The sequence below is a fragment of the Erysipelothrix sp. strain 2 (EsS2-6-Brazil) genome (assembly GCF_016617625.1).
GTDB classification, from domain to species: domain Bacteria; phylum Bacillota_I; class Bacilli_A; order Erysipelotrichales; family Erysipelotrichaceae; genus Erysipelothrix; species Erysipelothrix piscisicarius.
Genome location: NZ_SBAR01000002.1, coordinates 130,479 through 148,090, shown reverse-complemented (window position 1 = coordinate 148,090; position 17,612 = coordinate 130,479). Strand labels below are relative to the sequence as shown.

Sequence of the window (17,612 nt, the reverse complement as noted above, 5' to 3'; positions counted from 1 at the left end):
CACAATATCCTATTCTCTATCTCTAGACATAAAGAAAATATTTAAGTTTATGCTCTATTGATTTCCTAAACATGAACACTACTAAAACATATTAATAATTATCAGTGTGTATGATATACTAAATTTAAAAGAGGTGCATAAAATGAATCAGTACTTAGTGGTTATTGAACTGACAGGAATGAAAGAGCGTTGTTATCGTAAAGTTGTGGTTGATGCAGATTTAACAATGTATGAACTCCATCTCGTTATCCAAACTGCTATGGGATGGAATAACGCTCATCTATATGAGTTCGTTTTACCAAATGACATGAAAATCGTAGGTTTTTTTGAAGGTGATAGTTCCACAATGGAAATCGATGCCGCTAGCATTCAAATACGCGATGTATACAATAAAACGAAGAATTTACGTTATATATACGATTTTGGTGATTGGTGGGATCATGATATCGTGATTAGTGAAATTGTCGAACAATATGATACTTCCGCAACGGTTATTGAAGCGGAGGGTGTGTGCCCTCCAGAGGATGTCGGGGGAGTAGGCGGATATGAATATCTCAACAATACCTTAATTTCCGGAGATGAAGAAGAAGTCAAAAATATCTTGGAATGGTTGGCTATGATTGAATATTCACCAACAGATACAATAAATGTTACACGGATGAATGAAAAATTAAGCGAAATATTAAATAACACTAAAACTAATCATAAAATACTACATTAATCATAAGAAATAAAGTCGTCGGAAATGTCGTTAAAGACTTTAGTTGAATTTATTTTTCAACCGTACCAGTAATGGTGCGGTGTTTTTATAAATAAAAATGTATGAAGCAAAATATTTAATTGAAAATGCAACACAATTATAATGATTCATAAGCCAATATTCGATATGCATTACATAAGAAGATAAAAGGATTATTTGCATTTTATTTTAATAAGGTATAATAGAAGGAGATATGATATAAGGGATGGGGCGCTATGACAAAAGATAATTACAAGAGAACACGGCTCAAGGATATTGCTGAAATTGCAGGCGTATCTGTGGCAACAGTATCCATTATACTGAAAGATCCGGATACCAAACGGTTTTCAACTGAAACAAAACGACAAATCATTGATTTGGCGAAATCACTTAATTATACACCCAATATGGCAGCGAGAAGCCTCGTGCAACATAAAACATTTGCTTTGGGGTTAATCATACCGGATCTTTCAAATCCGTTTTTCGCAAACCTAGCAAAAAAAATCGAGACATTAGCGAGAGCTTATAATTACACAGTGCTTATGGTTAATGCAGATGAACACTACGAGAATGATATAAAATTGTTTGATTCGCTCTTTCGCAGAAATATGGATGGTATCATTCTTGCGGCATCTGCCAATTCGTATGGACATGAAAAACAAATAAACCGAATGATAGAAAGGGCGAATATTCCGACCATCACAATTGATCGATCATTAAAAGATTATAAAGGGAGTCAAGTTGTATTCGATAATAAATTAGGTACATACATAGCGACAGTACATTGTATCAAGAAGGGTCATCAAAATATTGGTTTTATCTCAACTCGAGAAACGTCTTTGAATGGCTATTTTCGACATGAAGGCTACCGAGAAGCGATGCTTGATTACAAATTAGATTATGACGAGTCAAAGGTTTTTTTTGGAGGTTTTGATTTTAAAACTGGTTATGATGCTGCCGAAGTATTACTTAAACAGAACATTACTGCAGTTGTTGCTTCAAATGATTTAAATGCTTATGGGTTCAAAAAACGTGCTGAGGCTTTAGGATATCGCATTCCACAAGATATTTCGATTGTGGGTTTTGATAATCTTGAGATGAATGATTATATTTCAGAAGGCATTACATCGATTGATTTGAATGTTGATGCTATGGCAAAAAGTACGATTGAGATTATGATTCGGATGATTGAAGAGAAGGACTTCGTTGAACGCTTAGTATTGAAACCGAAGTTATATGAACGAGATAGTGTAATTGATTTTAATCAAGAAATGAAAAATGATGCTTAGCATCATTTTTTTTATGGAGGTCGATGGTACAAATAATGTAAGCGATTTCTAGAAAAAACTCAAATAGCGTTGACAACGCTTACATTATTAACTATACTAGTTTTAAATTAAGTTAAACGTTTAACTTAATGTCGAAGACGTTCGATTTGATTGAATAGGAGATTACAATGAAAGTCCTTAATTTTGGTTCAATGAATATTGACAATGTTTACTATCTTGACCGGTTTGTACAACCTGGAGAAACCAAGGATGTCAGAAAATTGGAAGTGAATCCGGGTGGTAAAGGGTTAAATCAGTCAATTGCAATGAGGCGTGCGGGCATTGATGTCTGCCATGCTGGAATTTTAGGAAATGGAGGGAATGTACTTAAAGAATATTTAGAAGAGAACGAAGTTGATGTACATTTGGTCAAGATGGATGATATCTTGCAAGGGCATGCAATCATTCAGGTTGATGAAATTGGAGAAAACTGCATTATCGTTTACAGCGGTTCGAATGGAAGCGTGGATCGCGAGTATATTGATAATGTCTTAACTCAGTTTGATCAAGAAACCATGCTTGTTTTACAAAATGAAATCAGTGAGTTGGAGTACGTGGTCAATGAAGCACACAAACGTGGAATGACCATTGTTCTTAATCCGTCCCCCCTTACTGAAAGTCTAAAGCAAATTGATTTGAATAAAATCAGCTGGTTGATTATGAACCAAGTTGAGGCAGAAATGATGAGTGGTTGCACGGAAACGGAAGCCATTCTAGATACATTTAAAGCGAAGTATCCAGATCTAAATTGTGTACTAACGCTTGGGAGCAAAGGAAGTGTGTGTCTCTATGAAGGAAGCATCATCGAGCAGACTGCTTTTCAAACCAAGGCTGTCGATACAACCGGAGCTGGGGATACGTTTGCAGGATATTTTGTAGCGGGTATGAGTCGCAACAAACCAATTCAAGATGTATTAAACGATGCATCAAAGGCCGCAGCATTGTGTGTTAGTCGTTATGGAGCGGCACCATCAATACCCTATTATAAAGATTTAGCTCAGTTAACATCATTCAAAGGAGAAAAACGATGAAAAAGTTTAAATTAATTTTGTTTGCAGCTGTGTTATTACTTGTGACTGTGGGATGTAGTTCCACAACGGATTCCGCTTCAGAAGATGGCGTAATCTTGATTGTTAATGGAAACTTGGGTGACCTTGGTTTCTTTGACTCCGCTAATGAAGGAATGAAACGCGTTGAAAAAGATTTGGGATTACCAATTCAAGTTATTGAAACAGGGTCTGACGAATCAAAATGGGAACCAGCTCTAGCGGATGCTGCTGAAGAAAAAGCAAAAATTATTATTGCGGTATCACCGTCAATGGTTGATCCAATTCAACAAATTGCACCACAATATCCAGATAAAACATTTATCTTAATTGATAACGCGGTCGATTACAGTAAAGGAAACTTAGACAATGTATATTCAGCAACCTTTAAACAAAATGAAGGTTCGTTCTTAGCAGGTGCTTTGGGTGCTTATATGACTACTGAATTACCAAATGCTGATGAAAAACCGATGATTGGCTTCTTGGGTGGAATGGATATTCCTCCAATTAACGACTTCTTAGTTGGTTACATTGAAGGTGCTAAATATGTAAATGAAGACATTAAAGTTGTCGCAACATATGCGGGTGACTACTACGACCCTGCTAAAGGAAAAGAGTTAGGAATTGCATTAGCTAATAAAGGTGTTGATGTTATATTCCCAGCAGCAGGTCCTACAGGATTGGGTACCATTGAAGCTGCTCGTGAGACAAACAAATATATCATTGGTGTGGATAGTGACCAATCTGCAATGTATAGCAATAACAATAAACAAGATATTGCAGATATCATTATTTCCTCGATGGTGAAACGTGTCGGAGATGTTCTATTTAACTCAGTGAAACTTCATCAAGAAGATAAACTACCACTAGGAACAGCTGAACAATTAGGTGTTAAAGAGGGAGCTGTGGGATTGGCTAAAAATGATGTCTTCACATCAAGCATGAAGCCGGAAACGATTGCTGCCCTTGAAGAAATTGAACAAAAAATTGTTGCAGGTGAAATCGAAGTAAGTACTGCAATCGGTATGTCTACAGAAATTTTAAATAGCATTAAAACAAGTGTTGCACCTTAAGAATTGATGCAACTCAATTCTTAGGTATGGAGGTTATTATGCAAGAATTACTAAATGTAGAGAATGTATTGAAAGTTTACCCCAATGGTGTTGTCGCAAATAAAGATGTAAATTTGAGATTAATGACCAATGAAATTCATGCCTTAATTGGAGAAAATGGCGCTGGTAAATCAACATTGATGAAGATTCTCTTTGGAATGGAACGTCCAGATAGTGGTACGATAACACTTAATGGAGAAGCGGTTACGATTGAAAACTCTAAAAAAGCAATCGATTTAGGGATCGGGATGGTTCACCAACATTTTATGTTGGTTGAATCACTCACGATTGCTGAAAATATTGTCCTTGGCGATGAGCCAACACGTGGAAAATTATTTCTCGATGAAAAAGAGATGCTTAGTCTTGCGCGTGAATATAATGAAAAATATCAGTTTAATATCGATATTACAAAAAAAGTACAGGATGTATCCGTGGGTGTTAAACAAAAAACGGAAATCCTTAAAGCGTTGGTTCGTGGTGCGAAAATTCTAATTCTCGATGAGCCAACGGCAGTACTCACTCCACAAGAAACGACAGAGCTATTTCAACAATTAAAGATGTTAAAAAATCAAGGACATACCATTGTATTTATATCACATAAATTGAATGAGATTATGGAACTGTGTGATCGTGTGACAATCATGCGTCATGGTCGTACAGTTGTCTCTAAAAATATTTGTGATACCAGCGTTGAGGATATCTCAAAAAATATGGTCGGACGCGATGTTGTATTGAAAATTGAAAAAAAACCGATGGAACGCGGAGATGTCTGTTTATCTGCCCGAAATTTAGTTGCAATTAATGATATTGGAAAGCGCGTTGTAGATCATGTCTCATTGGATGTCTATGCTGGACAAATTCTAGGTGTTGCAGGTGTTGAAGGAAATGGTCAATCAGAATTGTCGGATATTTTGAGTGGAATGACAACGATGCAAGAGGGTTCCTTTACGATTAATGGTAAAGAACCTGAAAACTATACACCAAAAGCGATTCGCGATTGTGGTTTAAGTATTATTTCGGAAGATCGCCTCAAGACAGGAACCGCACCCCACATGTCGATTGTAGATAATATGTTTACCAATCGGATTGAGTCGTTTACAAAAAAAGGAAATATCATTCTTGATCGTCATAAAATGAACCATCACGCTCAAGAATTGGTTAAAGAGTTTGAAATTGTCACCGACTCAATCAATCGTTCAATTTTAATGTTATCAGGTGGAAATATGCAAAAAGTTGTAGCCGCTCGTGAATTATTGGATGAATCAACAGTTATTATAGCAAACCAACCAACGCGTGGTATTGATGCTGGAGCATCAGAACTTTTACGCCGGAAGATTATTGAATTAAGAGATCAAGGCAAAGCAATTATTTTGATTTCCGCAGATTTGAATGAAATATTAGAACTCAGCGATAGTGTTGCAGTTATGTACTCAGGAAAGCTTAACGCATATTTCGATGATACAAAAACACTCACTGAAGAAGAACTCGGATATTACATGTTAGGGGTAAAAACACAACAAAACCAAGGAGGGCAAGATCATGCAGAAAATTAAAATGAAACGAACAAAAATGGATAAATTTCTGCGTAAGTTTGAAATTGTAAGACTCTTGATTGCTGTTGTTATTGCATTTGGTGCTTCGTTTGGAATTCTAGCAATGTTTACACCCCATCCAGTGCAAGCCATTATTGATTTAATTATTGGTCCACTAACATCTGTACGTCGCTTTAGTACGGTTATTGAAAAAGCAATTCCGCTCACATTTGCAGGTTTAGCAGTGAGTGTTATGTTTAGAGCCAATCAGTTTAACTTAGCAGCTGAAGGCGCACTTTATTTTGGTTCTTTGGTTGCAGCAACCATTGCCATTTTTATGGGTGGTCATCCAATCTTTGTGACAATCGTAGCAATATTAAGTGCTGGGTTAGTCGGAAGTATTATAACCGCAATTCCAGGATATCTAAAAGTTAAATGGAATGTCAGTGAATTGGTTGTATCCATCATGTTAAATACGATTATTTTATATTTTGGAACGTATCTCTTCAATCATTATATTCGGGATATTAATTCTGCCTATGCGGCATCCTATCCATTCCAGGACGGAGTCGGGTTACCTGTACTCTTAAAAAACACACGTCTTCATCTAGGAATCGTGATTGTCGCAATCTTCGTGATTGCGGTTAACTTCTTTATTAATAAAACAAAATGGGGCTATAAAATTACAGTTACTGGTAACAATGAAGAATTTGCGAAAAGTGTAGGAATGAATACACCACACATTATCATGTTAGCTCAACTTGTTGGAGGATTTGTTGCAGGACTTGGTGGTGGCGTTGAAATGCTTGGTTTGTATACGCGTTTTCAATGGATGGCATTGCCAGGATTTGGTTTTGATGGTGTTGTTTTAAATATTATTGCTAAAGGCAATCCAAAATTTATTCCTCTAGCGGCAATCTTTGTTTCCTACATCCGTATTGGTGCTGACTATATGTATCGCCAATCCGGTGTAGCACCAGAAATTGTCGCAATTATTGAAGGCATTTTAATCATCCTTATTGCCGCAAACGCATTCCTTGCTAAATGGCGTCATAAGATGACCGTTGATATTTCTACACGCGAATTAAATAAGGAGGTTGCATAATGGAATACATTCAAATGATCTTTACCACTTCATTTTACGATACCATTATTCGTGTTGCGACTCCGTTATTGCTTGCGACTATGGGAGCGGTTATCACTTCAAATGCTGGAATTACAAATATTGGACTTGAAGGAGTAATGCTTACATCTGCACTTGTCGCTGTATTATCCAGTGCATTTGGGTTTGGACCTTGGTTTGGACTCCTAATTGCTGTCATCACGGGAATCCTAGCATCACTATTTATTGGATATGTTTCACTGAAACTCAAAACGGACAGTGCATTAACGTTTATTACTTTTAATGCCATGGCTTCCGGTGGAACCATCTTCTTTATGTATTCGATCACAGGAGATAAGGGAACAACCAGTTCCTTAAATTCAGGGGTACTACCAAATATAAATATCCCCATCATTAAGGATATCCCTATATTGAGTACGATATTTTCGGGACATAATGTGGTTGCTTATATTGCGGTGATTGCTATTATTGCAGTATGGATTTTGCTTTATAAAACACCAATGGGACTTCGAATACGTGCAGCAGGAGAGGCACCGCAATCTTTGGAGTCCGTAGGTCAAAGTGTTTTTAAAACAAAAATGATTGCACTTGCCATTAGTGGAATTTTAGGTGGAATCGCCGGTGCTTACATGTCAATGGGCTATGTAAGTTGGTTTTCGAAAGACATGCTAGCAGGTCGCGGATTTATTGCGATGGCAGCTGATGCAATGGGTAAATCAACACCTCTTGGCGCAAGCTTAGCGGCAATTCTCTTTGCTTTCGCAGAAGCATGGTCTTACGCTTTACAATTAACCTCCATTCCAACGGAATTGGTTCAAATGATTCCTTATGTTGTGTCTGTTGTTGGACTGGTAGTATTTAGTATTCGTGTTAAACGCGAAAATGAAAAGAAAAAAATGAGATTAGCACTTGAAGGGAGCATTAAGCATGAAACGCAAAATAATTATTGATTGTGATCCAGGTCACGATGATGCAATGGCCATTATGTGGGCACTTGCATCACCTGAATTAGATATATTAGGTATTACTACGGTAGCAGGAAATCAAACGTTAAGTAAGGTTACAGAAAACACACTTCGTATTCTAACCTTATTAGGACATCATGAGATTCCGGTTGCGGTCGGTATGAGCCAACCCCTTGTACGTAATTTGGAAATTGGTGGTGAATTAGTACATGGGGATTCGGGACTTGAAGGACCCGAACTTCCTGAACGTGGTTTTGATCCAATTAAAGAGGATGCTGTTTCATTTATAATTCGTACTCTTGAAGCAAGCAAGGAGCCAATTACATTGGTTCCTCTAGGACCTTTAACGAATATTGCATTGGTTTTACGTATGAGACCTGATTTAATGGACAAGATAGAATTGATCGCGTTGATGGGTGGTGGAACGGTTGGAAACTATACGCCAGCTGCTGAGTATAATATCTGGGCAGACGCTGAAGCTGCAAAAGTTGTCTTCAACAGTGAGATTGAAATTTTAATGGCTGGTTTAGATGTTACGCAAAAAGCTTACGTGACACGCGAGGAAAATGAAATATTAAGAGTCCAAGGAAATAAAGGATCTGTATTCGCAGCGGAGTTGATTGATTATTTCAGTAAATATCATTATGAGGTTGAAGGCTTTCCAGGTTGCACACTCCATGATCCAACTGTAATTGGAGCACTTGTTCATCCTGAAATATTTGAATCCATTCAATGTAATGTGGATGTTGAAACACAAGGAACGTTAACCTACGGAATGACTGTAGTGGATACGATTAACTATCAAGAAAAAATCTTTGGCGTAAAACGCCCCCAAAATGTCAAATTCTTAAAGGGTGTCAACCGAGAAGTCTACGTTGAAAACTTCTTTAAGGCAATGAGTCGATTATGAAACATAAAAAACTACCGATACGTATCTTAATTGCAGCAATTGGATTAATGATTTCAGGAATCGGTGTCGGAATCTTTATTTTTAGTCAATTAGGTGTTGACCCAGCAAGTGTTTTTCAACTGGGTCTCGCCAAACAACTTGGGATCCGTTATGGAGATGCATCCGCTTTGATGAATCTGGTTATTCTAACCATCGTTTTCATTATTGATCGCAAGTTTATTAACATTTCATCTTTTTTAGCGATTTTTTTAATCGGATACACAGCAGATTTTACCAACACAATCTTAATGGGGATTTTACCATCAGATTTTTCAGTTGGTATTCGGATGGTATTGATGATTATCGGATGTGGGATTATGGCATCGGGAATCCCCATTTACATCCGTGCTAATTTAGGTGTCGGTGCAGTTGATTTGATTTCCGAAATTATTTCGGATAAAAGTGGTGTTGCTTATCGTATGGTTCGTATTATTGGTGATTTAACCTTGGTTATTGTAGGTTATTTTTTGGGCGGGACAGCAGGCGTTGGTACCATCGTGGCAGTTGTTATGACGGGCCCGATTGTACAATTCTTAAGACCCCATACCAATGAGATGGTAGATAGGATAATAGGTGAATATGATGAATAGAGTAATATTGGATATAGATTCTGTTGGTGATGACATTTTAGCTGTAATCTTTGGCGTCTTGGACCCACATACACATCTTGAGGCGATCACGACAGTGTGTGGTGCAAGTGGTGATATTGAACAGGCTACATGGGTTGCACTCAATACGGTTGCCCTTACACACCGTCAGATTCCTGTGTATGCTGGTATGGCGCAACCAATGAAACCCGTTTCGAGTGAACACGGTGACCCTGTAAACTTTCATGAGTTACTTCGTGATAAGTTGGGTTCACGTTTGGATCGCTTCAATGAAGCGCAAACAAAACCACTTCAAGAAGCAGAAGTGATGAATGCTGTGGATTATATCATTGATACAGTGAAAAACAATCCGAATGAAATTACGATTGTGACGACAGGACCAATGACAAATCTCGGCGTTGCTTTACAAAAATGCCCGGAAATTGCATCGAAGATCAAACAAGTGATTGCACTTGGCGGTAATTTTGAAATTGCTGGGAACATCACACCTTTATCTGAGTACAATATTTGGGCAGATCCTGAGGCCGCAAAGATCGTGCTTAATTCAGACATCGATGACATCATTTTAGTCCCACTCGATATCTGTGAAAACAATGATTTCGCAGCGTCGATGCTATCAAGAGATGATTTATACGATCTTGAAACGTATGGAAAACGTAATGATGTAATCGAATACATGATTCACAAATTTCCAGTATATATTGATATTTGGCGTGAGTTCTTTGATTTATCTGGATTCCCTATGGATGATATCATCACGCTATCGTTGGTTGCACACCCACACTTGTGTACTTATTCTGAACCCGTTCATGTTGATGTTGAATTGGAAGGGACTTTGGCACGCGGTGCAACCGTCGCTTACTTTGGTAAGCAAATTATGCACAATCCATTGAAAGAATATCGCAATGTTCGCATAGCAAAATCTGTCAATGGGAGAGCGTTTATGAAACTGTTTATTGACACAATCATAAATGATTCTCATTTGTAATTAAACTCTAAGAATAGAATGATTCTCAAAAAAGACTGGTGCTAAAGTGAGAGTCCACACATAGTGGGACTCTAATAAAAAAATTAAACTGGGATTTGTGACTCGCGGTATTGTACCGGAGACATGAATCCCAGTTTTGCTTGAATTCGAGTGTTGTTGTGATGTTTGGTGTATACACGATGTATAGACCGAATCTTGATTATTTGAATTGTGCACTCACTCATAATCTCTGGGAGTTGATTGGCTGTATTTGACACAAATTCAATATCTTGAATTGTTCCAAGTGTATAAGTGATAATGTGGCCTTCATATAAATTCATAATCGAAGACAAGTACAAATTAGTTTCTCCCCAATGAAGATAGGCAATATCTGTGGATAGCTTTTCTAATAGACGCATTGCTTTGAAATTTCGATTCATAACATTATTCGCGACAAGAGCTTCTTTTCCTCTATAGAGATTTTGACGTTTTTGCTTAACGCGACACTGAAGATTGAAACGTTGCATAATTCTTTGAACCGTGTTCTTTCCAATAGGATATCCATCTCTTTTAAGTATCCCTATAATCATGCGATAGCCAGAGTTGAAGGTTGTATCTTTACAGATTTTAATTACTATCTCTTCATTTTCAGTAAGACATGTTTCTACTGATGTTTGTTTCCAACGATAATAAATTGATTTTGAAATTTTGAAGAGCTCTGGTATTGATTTGACTGAAATGATACTCGTAAATTCATCGACAAGTTATAGGAATACTTCTCGTACCACTTCCTTTCCATCTTCTTGTGCTTATTGAGTATCTTTACTTGCTGCTCCAAAATTTCATTAAGTATTATCAAAGATTCTTCGGTGCAGATCCTTCGAGGCCCAATCCATTACTATATTGTTTCCCAATTGATTGTGAAAGTCTATGATGTTAGCCATCTCGATACCAATACCACCATTTATATACTTGTGACTCACTTTTCATATCAAGTAATTTTTGAATTTCTTTAACATGATACTCTTCTTCTCTCAGCATAATTGCTTCCAATTTAACTTCATGTGGATGGATACTTTTTTTGTGGAGTCCCATTAACAGTGGTCAGTTTCCAAATTTGTTATGATTTTCTGTCTATAAATTAATCGTCGTGAATAAGATGTTTTTTTAGTTCTCAAGTTAATGGATTTGATGAAATATACTTGAAAAATTGTGATATAACTGAAAATAAAATTTAGTTAAAAAAGATTTGTGTTATGGTAGTGATAAATAAGGAGCGTGATATTTTACTGTAGGATTCTCAATAAACGTAGAATTATAAGTTATAAATATTTTTAATAAATGGGGTAAAAATTTTGTATCGATGTTTATTATTGCTTTAGAAGTCATGTTAGTAGTTGATGAGGAGAAAATTATGAAAAAAAGAAATAGTTTGTTTTTACTTACGCTTTCGTTTTGTCTGTTAATTTCACCAATTTTCGCTTTTGCGGATGAGACTAAACCTATCAATGAGTGGTTTAAAAGACCCTCTATTGCTCAATTTGTTGCTGATAAATTATCTTTAACAACATCAGATGTTGTTTCACAATCACAGTTAGATGAAATTAAGACATTTAATCCACCTGTAGGTGAATTAGTTGATATGGAGTCTTTTCTTGAGATTGCAAGTCTTAGAAAATTAGAGAATATTTATCTACGCAAACAAAGTCTAAAGAATTTTGAAGGAGTAGAAAATTTCAAGGAGCTCGATAGCCTTATGGTGGTCGAATCGCCAATTGAGAGCATATCAGGAATTGAGCAATTACCCGTGCTAACCTTGTTGTCTATTGGATACAATTACTCACCTGTTTTTATAGAGAATCCAAGTGCTCTAGCTCCAATTGATGGAGTGCCATCGTTAGTAAATATCGACTTAAGAATGTTAGATCTGACAAATGATCATTTAAGTAAGCTAAAAAACAATAATCAAAACTTGAGTAATATAAATTTACATGGAAATAATCTTACGAGTTTTGAAGGTCTAGATGTATTCCCGAATCTAAAAAATCTTAGAGTTTCACAAAATAATCTGAAAAAAATGGATGGTATAGAATCTTTAAAGCAATTAAAAATGCTTGATATAAATAATGAAAACTTTGATAAAAGTTATGGTAATGGAATCGTTGATTTGTCGCTTTTTACTATGTGTGATGAGAGTTGCCTTTATTTTGACATGGACCGTAATAAAGTAATATTAGAGATGGAAAAAGGCATCGATGATAAATATTATATTGATTTAAATCAGTTCATAGTACCAAGTGTAAGTGATAATGCAGTCAAGAAGTTCCATTTTAAGCTTACCAATATTGCTGCTGGTAAATATGACGAGGGTAAAAATATCGTAGAGTTTACTGCTGAAGAAATAGAAAATATTAACTTCTCCGAAGATTTTCTAGAAGTAACTCTAAAAGATCAAAATAATCAGAGTTATGGTAGAGTTTTTATTTATAGTGATAAACCTAATGTGAAAAGAGATGTATTCAAAGTTGTGTACCGAGATGGTATTCAAGATGAAAACAGCTTTAAAGACCAGGTGTATGAGGGTCTTGAAGAAGGGAGTGTTACCCCTAAATATGTTGGAACTCCACAAAGAGAGGGTTATCGCTTTAAGGGTTGGAGTCCTAAAGTGTCTGAAAGTGTTACAGAAAATACTGTATATGTAGCACAGTGGGAAAAGAATGTTGAAGTGAAAAAGACATATGAAGTAGTGTACCGAGATGGTATTCAAGATGAAAACAGTTTTAAAGACCAGGTGTATAAAGGTATTGAAGAAGGAAGTCAAACGCCTGCATATGTTGGAACGCCACAAAGAGAGGGTTATCGCTTTAAGGGTTGGAGTCCAGAAGTATTCGAAACTGTTACAGAAAATACTGTATATGTAGCACAGTGGGAAAAGAATATTGAAGTGAAAAAGACATATGAAGTAGTGTACCGAGATGGTATTCAAGATGAAAACAGTTTTAAAGACCAGGTGTATAAAGGTATTGAAGAAGGAAGTCAAACGCCTGAATATGTAGGAACGCCACAAAGAAAGGGTTATCGCTTTAAGGGTTGGAGTCCTAAAGTGTCTGAAACTGTTACAGAAAATACCGTATATGTAGCACAGTGGGAGTTAAGCGTCAGTATTGCGAATCCGACAGCACTTCCTCCAACAGGTTTATCAAATAACAATTTATTTTTAATTGGAATAGGGTTAGTGCTCACATCGTTAGCTCCATTAAGTATTAGAAAAAATCGAAATTGAACTCTTAAATCAAAGGTAGACAAGTAATCAATCTTGTCTACTTTTTTCAAAAAAAAGGTAATACATAATATTGCTTCGTGTGTTGGCAAAAAAAAATATAGGTACATGCGTTTAAAGATCTTGAGAGGATATAAAGAATCTTTTTTATTTTTTATATTGAAAGAGGTAGTCATGAAAGAAAATATATTTTATAAAATCAATTTTTATTTAAAAAAATGGTTTGCAATTAAATTGTCTAAGAGTATTTTTAAAAGTTTTGATTGGCTATTTTATTTACAAGGTAGTGAATTCAGAGAAGATGTATCGCCAAAATATCAAGGACAGTTTTGTGCGACAGAGTTATACTTTGATATACAAAAGCGAATAATAAAACACATTCTAAGCGCTGTAGAACGTCTATCAAAAATTAACATTGCTATTAGTTGTGAGTAGAATACAAATCATGTTTTATTTCGAACTGTTTTTAAAGCTTATTGTAAGTTTTTTTTCTGTCCTTGTTTTTTCAAAATTACTTGGTAAAAGAAATATTTCACCAACCAGTCCAAGTGATCATATAAACAACTATGTACTCGGTGGACTCGTTGGTGGTGTTATATATAATTCAGAAATAGGCGTTTTTGACGTTATATTAGTTTTTGTACTTTGGGGAAGCTTCATTAAAATTCTTGATTTTATTAAAACTTGGGTAAAAAAAATTCGAAAAATTATTGATGGAGAACCAATATTACTTTATTATAACGATAATTTTATAATAACTAATCTTAAGAAATCAAATTTATCTGTCGCAGATTTTTATTACAGCATGCGAATGAAGGGTATTCAAACAACCTCAAATATTTCCAAAGCAGAATTATTACCAAATGGACAGATTGTTTTTATAGAATCGAAGGTAGATGAACTCAATTATTTGGTAATTTCAGATGGTAAGTTTAATAAAAATGAAGTTGAACTGGCAGGCCTAAAGGAAGAATTTATACTAAATGATATTGGTATTCAAGATGTGAAGGAAATAAGCTCTTGCGAGTATACTAACGGTACATATCGTTATACCAAATATTGATTATTATACGTTCAATCTGTATGGCATGTTTTATAATGAGGTTTTTTGTAAATTAGTGTTGGTGAGATTACCCGACATATTTAGAGTCAAAACCATCATCATAGGAATATGATGATGGTTTTTTATATCTTAGTGTACCCGTATGGTTGTAGTGGTCAAACTTTTTTATAACTCAGGTGGATAAATAGATTTAAGTATTTCTAATTTCATTTGGAATTCTATAATCATTTGATGCATGTGGTCTAATCTAGTCATACCATCTAAACAAATATTATGATATAGCATTTTCAAGTTGTTTGTCACTATTAAATTGGTAACGGTTGATAAGCACAAATTTCAAAGTTCTAAAGAATCGCACTATTCCTACATTATCATAAGGGCATCCGCCTTTGCTCATACTTTGAGTCACTTCATTTTCTACACAAAATTCTGTGAAATTGTATGAAGCAAATTGACTTTCTTGATCACTCTGAAGACTTAAATCCTTTGGTTGTTCATTTTAGGTTAATAATGCTTCGGTCTGAGAGGTCTAGAATACTGCAGTTGTATTGAGACTTTACATTCAAACCTTGCATATATGTGAAATCAGTACACTAAACTGTTTTCTGTTGCTCAATATTTAAGTCTTGAAGCGATTGGGGAAAAATTCGTGCTTTGTTCCTTCGATGTAGCGTAGATGATTCTTAGCCGGTACGCAGTAGGCTGAAGCTATTTATAAATTTGTGAACTGTGGTCTTGCTAAGTTTAATCCCTTGCCGCCTGTTGAATGAAAAAATCTTTAATTCTATCTTAAACCAATTTCTTCTTTTGATAATAATCACTGCTGATATTATTGAGATAGTTATATTAATCATCGGCATCAACACCACACTGCTAAAATAATTAACATAAGCCAAAGTGGCACTTATACTGATTAATGAATTCATAAATTACTTGCCTATTTTCTTAGCGGATTCAGAGAGTTTTTGTTTGAGTTTACGGTTCTCTTCCATCAATACGAGTTCGCTTTTTGCTTCGGGAGTTGTTGGAATTTTTTTGTAATCACGAATCGAGTTGTTACATTTTCACTATACCATTAAACGCTCTCTTTCATTTGAGGTAAAAACATTGCTTTAAGTTTCTAAAAGCAGTTTGTGAACTTAGGATGAATGAAAACGAAATCATAGTGATATCACAGCAGATAAGTCGATATATTTTATGTGTTTGATAGAATTGGTTTGTAATGTCATGTTTTTCAGTGATTTAGGTTGCTATATTAAGGGAGGGGCTACTTATAAAGTTTATGAATATGCAATAAAGAATAACTTAATCTTATAGAGTACATTAAGGAGGAACAATGAAAAAAACGTTGAAAAAATTTTTACATATAGCTTTTTCTTTGACACTAATTTTAAGTAATGCTTTTATTACAAATATCAATGCTTCGACAGTGAGCGATGGTGATATTATTACTCTAACGGACCCAAACTTTAATAAATCCAACGGGTATAATACTAATATAGAGAAATATATGACTATAGAAGTTGCAGAAATAAATGAGAATCAATCTAACATTATATTATCTATAAATCGAGAAAACGGTATTTTGGCGTATACGCCCTATAATAGAAGTACTAAAACTTATGGTGAAACTGTAGAGTTCTCGAACACCAGTCTCAATGTTGAACGTAAAGTCTATTCTAGAACCAATCTTGATGTTGATCACAAGGCAGGTACGTACAAATATACTCCTGATCAGAACAGAACTGGAAACATCTATAACGGTAAATTTAGATACGATGGTTCCAACATTGCTTATACATATGGAAAAGGGTTTGCAGGAATACCAAAATTTGTGAATGTAACAGCTAAATTTATGAGTGATGGAAAAGAAATCAAGCCAGCTGTGACTCAAAAAGGAATCCAATCACAGTCCTACATTTTTTTAGAAAACTATCCAATCGAGGGATATTCACAAACAACTGTTAGCGGAGTCAAATCTGGGAAAGTTGGAAAATCAGACATTACAGTGATTTATAATTATGTTGAAGACTACGATGCAGCCAAACATGATATTGTGATTGATCCAGCTAGTTCAGGAGACACGAAAATAATTGGAACTGGATTTCCAGGTGATACAATTGTATTCACGGATTCTTCGGGAGAAAAAATCGGTGAAGGTGTCGTTGATTCAAATGGAGATTACGACATTACATTAGATAGACCTTTAATTGGTGACGAAATTATAACAGGTCAACCTATTACAAATGGCATTAAAGGTAATAAAGAAAATGTTGTTGTTTATAATCGTGAGAAGCATAAAGTAACGATTGAACAACCAGTAGAAAATGATATTATTGTAAAAGGTAAGGGAATCGCGGGTGATTTATTAATTCTAAAAGATGGCAATGGAATAAATATTGGCGAAACAACTGTCAATGATGATGGGTCTTACACTATTAATGTATCTCGTCCTCTAATTGGCAATGAGGAAATCAAAGTTATCCCTTATACGAATGATATAGAGGGTATGGAGACGAAATCTACCGTTCTCGATAAAGATGCCCATAAACCAACGGTGAATAAGCCAGGCTCGGGTGAAACCAATGTGACTGGAAAAGGAACCCCAGGTGATGAAATCATCATTACTGATGGTAACGGCAAAGAAATTGGAAAAGGTACGGTTGATTCGGAAGGTAACTTTGATGTGAAAACAGATCGACCATTAGAACCTAATGAAGTGATTACAATCACACCCCAAACGGATGGGAAAGCAGGGACACCAGCAGAAGAAACCGTTCTCGATAAAGATGCCCATAAACCAACGGTGAATAAGCCAGGCTCGGGTGAAACCAATGTGACTGGAAAAGGAACCCCAGGTGATGAAATCATCATTACTGATGGTAACGGCAAAGAAATTG

At 35.6% G+C, this 17,612-nt stretch carries 15 protein-coding genes and 1 pseudogene; 14 read left to right on the top strand and 2 right to left on the bottom strand.

The window, feature by feature from the left end; genetic code table 11:
- Positions 1-142: 142 nt before the first annotated feature.
- The 10 genes from EPJ89_RS02295 to EPJ89_RS02250 all read left to right on the top strand — a co-directional run bounded on the left by EPJ89_RS02295 (position 143) and on the right by EPJ89_RS02250 (position 10,390).
- Positions 143-721 (top strand): plasmid pRiA4b ORF-3 family protein, encoded by a 579-nt coding sequence (locus EPJ89_RS02295; protein WP_161636738.1) that lies wholly within the window; start codon positions 143-145, stop codon positions 719-721.
- A 254-nt stretch (positions 722-975) separates the two neighbouring features.
- A complete protein-coding gene (locus EPJ89_RS02290) occupies positions 976-2,028 on the top strand; it encodes a LacI family DNA-binding transcriptional regulator (RefSeq protein WP_161636737.1) in 1,053 nt (350 codons plus the stop codon).
- Between the two features lie 167 nt (positions 2,029-2,195).
- Positions 2,196-3,098 carry a ribokinase gene (locus EPJ89_RS02285; RefSeq protein WP_161636736.1) on the top strand — a complete coding sequence of 301 codons (903 nt, stop codon included), beginning with the start codon at positions 2,196-2,198 and terminating at the stop codon, positions 3,096-3,098.
- Positions 3,095-4,186 (top strand): BMP family lipoprotein, encoded by a 1,092-nt coding sequence (locus EPJ89_RS02280; protein WP_123171023.1) that lies wholly within the window; start codon positions 3,095-3,097, stop codon positions 4,184-4,186. Before EPJ89_RS02285 ends, EPJ89_RS02280 begins: the two co-directional genes overlap by 4 nt.
- Positions 4,187-4,224: 38 nt before the next feature.
- Positions 4,225-5,778 (top strand): ABC transporter ATP-binding protein, encoded by a 1,554-nt coding sequence (locus tag EPJ89_RS02275; protein WP_200548905.1) that lies wholly within the window; start codon positions 4,225-4,227, stop codon positions 5,776-5,778.
- Positions 5,765-6,862: an ABC transporter permease gene (locus tag EPJ89_RS02270; protein WP_161636733.1), complete on the top strand. Its 1,098-nt coding sequence runs from the start codon at positions 5,765-5,767 to the stop codon at positions 6,860-6,862. Before EPJ89_RS02275 ends, EPJ89_RS02270 begins: the two co-directional genes overlap by 14 nt.
- A complete protein-coding gene (locus tag EPJ89_RS02265; RefSeq protein WP_161636732.1) occupies positions 6,862-7,830 on the top strand; it encodes an ABC transporter permease in 969 nt (322 codons plus the stop codon). The genes EPJ89_RS02270 and EPJ89_RS02265 overlap by 1 nt, the downstream gene beginning before the upstream one ends.
- The gene (locus EPJ89_RS02260; RefSeq protein WP_161636731.1) at positions 7,808-8,755 is read left to right on the top strand and encodes a nucleoside hydrolase; all 948 of its coding nucleotides are present in this window, start codon (positions 7,808-7,810) and stop codon (positions 8,753-8,755) included. The genes EPJ89_RS02265 and EPJ89_RS02260 overlap by 23 nt, the downstream gene beginning before the upstream one ends.
- Complete coding sequence (locus EPJ89_RS02255; RefSeq protein WP_200548904.1) at positions 8,752-9,384, top strand: YczE/YyaS/YitT family protein; 633 nt, start codon at positions 8,752-8,754, stop codon at positions 9,382-9,384. The genes EPJ89_RS02260 and EPJ89_RS02255 overlap by 4 nt, the downstream gene beginning before the upstream one ends.
- Positions 9,377-10,390: a nucleoside hydrolase gene (locus EPJ89_RS02250; RefSeq protein ID WP_244660792.1), complete on the top strand. Its 1,014-nt coding sequence runs from the start codon at positions 9,377-9,379 to the stop codon at positions 10,388-10,390. Before EPJ89_RS02255 ends, EPJ89_RS02250 begins: the two co-directional genes overlap by 8 nt.
- Positions 10,391-10,473: 83 nt before the next feature.
- On the opposite strand, the gene EPJ89_RS02245 is transcribed toward EPJ89_RS02250, so the two are convergent.
- A complete protein-coding gene (locus EPJ89_RS02245) occupies positions 10,474-10,959 on the bottom strand; it encodes an IS3 family transposase (protein ID WP_200548941.1) in 486 nt (161 codons plus the stop codon).
- 824 nt (positions 10,960-11,783) lie between these two features.
- Here EPJ89_RS02245 and EPJ89_RS02235 point away from each other — a divergent pair.
- The 3 genes from EPJ89_RS02235 (at position 11,784) to EPJ89_RS02225 (ending at position 14,712) form a co-directional block, all read left to right on the top strand.
- Positions 11,784-13,652 carry a protein phosphatase 1 regulatory subunit 42 gene (locus EPJ89_RS02235; protein ID WP_244660791.1) on the top strand — a complete coding sequence of 623 codons (1,869 nt, stop codon included), beginning with the start codon at positions 11,784-11,786 and terminating at the stop codon, positions 13,650-13,652.
- 171 nt (positions 13,653-13,823) lie between these two features.
- Positions 13,824-14,084, top strand: coding sequence for a histidine kinase (locus tag EPJ89_RS02230; protein ID WP_200548902.1), 261 nt, complete (start codon positions 13,824-13,826; stop codon positions 14,082-14,084).
- Between the two features lie 10 nt (positions 14,085-14,094).
- The gene (locus EPJ89_RS02225; protein ID WP_003774597.1) at positions 14,095-14,712 is read left to right on the top strand and encodes a DUF421 domain-containing protein; all 618 of its coding nucleotides are present in this window, start codon (positions 14,095-14,097) and stop codon (positions 14,710-14,712) included.
- Between the two features lie 247 nt (positions 14,713-14,959).
- On the opposite strand, the pseudogene EPJ89_RS08755 reads toward EPJ89_RS02225, so the two are convergent.
- Positions 14,960-15,770 (bottom strand): annotated as a pseudogene (locus EPJ89_RS08755) (IS3 family transposase); the annotation flags it as partial.
- Between the two features lie 452 nt (positions 15,771-16,222).
- Between EPJ89_RS08755 and EPJ89_RS02215 the strand changes: the two are divergent.
- Positions 16,223-17,612 (top strand): Ig-like domain-containing protein (locus tag EPJ89_RS02215; protein WP_200548901.1); only part of this gene is annotated, 1,390 nt, incomplete at its 3' end.

What these genes read in the sequence shown, in the direction of transcription:
- EPJ89_RS02295 (WP_161636738.1), top strand. Translation starts at nt 143, where the DNA reads ATGAATCAGTACTTAGTGGTTATTGAACTGACAGGAATGAAAGAGCGT.
- EPJ89_RS02290 (WP_161636737.1), top strand. Translation starts at nt 976, where the DNA reads ATGACAAAAGATAATTACAAGAGAACACGGCTCAAGGATATTGCTGAA.
- EPJ89_RS02285 (WP_161636736.1), top strand. Translation starts at nt 2,196, where the DNA reads ATGAAAGTCCTTAATTTTGGTTCAATGAATATTGACAATGTTTACTAT.
- EPJ89_RS02280 (WP_123171023.1), top strand. Translation starts at nt 3,095, where the DNA reads ATGAAAAAGTTTAAATTAATTTTGTTTGCAGCTGTGTTATTACTTGTG.
- EPJ89_RS02275 (WP_200548905.1), top strand. Translation starts at nt 4,225, where the DNA reads ATGCAAGAATTACTAAATGTAGAGAATGTATTGAAAGTTTACCCCAAT.
- EPJ89_RS02270 (WP_161636733.1), top strand. Translation starts at nt 5,765, where the DNA reads ATGCAGAAAATTAAAATGAAACGAACAAAAATGGATAAATTTCTGCGT.
- EPJ89_RS02265 (WP_161636732.1), top strand. Translation starts at nt 6,862, where the DNA reads ATGGAATACATTCAAATGATCTTTACCACTTCATTTTACGATACCATT.
- EPJ89_RS02260 (WP_161636731.1), top strand. Translation starts at nt 7,808, where the DNA reads ATGAAACGCAAAATAATTATTGATTGTGATCCAGGTCACGATGATGCA.
- EPJ89_RS02255 (WP_200548904.1), top strand. Translation starts at nt 8,752, where the DNA reads ATGAAACATAAAAAACTACCGATACGTATCTTAATTGCAGCAATTGGA.
- EPJ89_RS02250 (WP_244660792.1), top strand. Translation starts at nt 9,377, where the DNA reads ATGAATAGAGTAATATTGGATATAGATTCTGTTGGTGATGACATTTTA.
- EPJ89_RS02245 (WP_200548941.1), bottom strand. Translation starts at nt 10,959, where the DNA reads ATGATTATAGGGATACTTAAAAGAGATGGATATCCTATTGGAAAGAAC.
- EPJ89_RS02235 (WP_244660791.1), top strand. Translation starts at nt 11,784, where the DNA reads ATGAAAAAAAGAAATAGTTTGTTTTTACTTACGCTTTCGTTTTGTCTG.
- EPJ89_RS02230 (WP_200548902.1), top strand. Translation starts at nt 13,824, where the DNA reads ATGAAAGAAAATATATTTTATAAAATCAATTTTTATTTAAAAAAATGG.
- EPJ89_RS02225 (WP_003774597.1), top strand. Translation starts at nt 14,095, where the DNA reads ATGTTTTATTTCGAACTGTTTTTAAAGCTTATTGTAAGTTTTTTTTCT.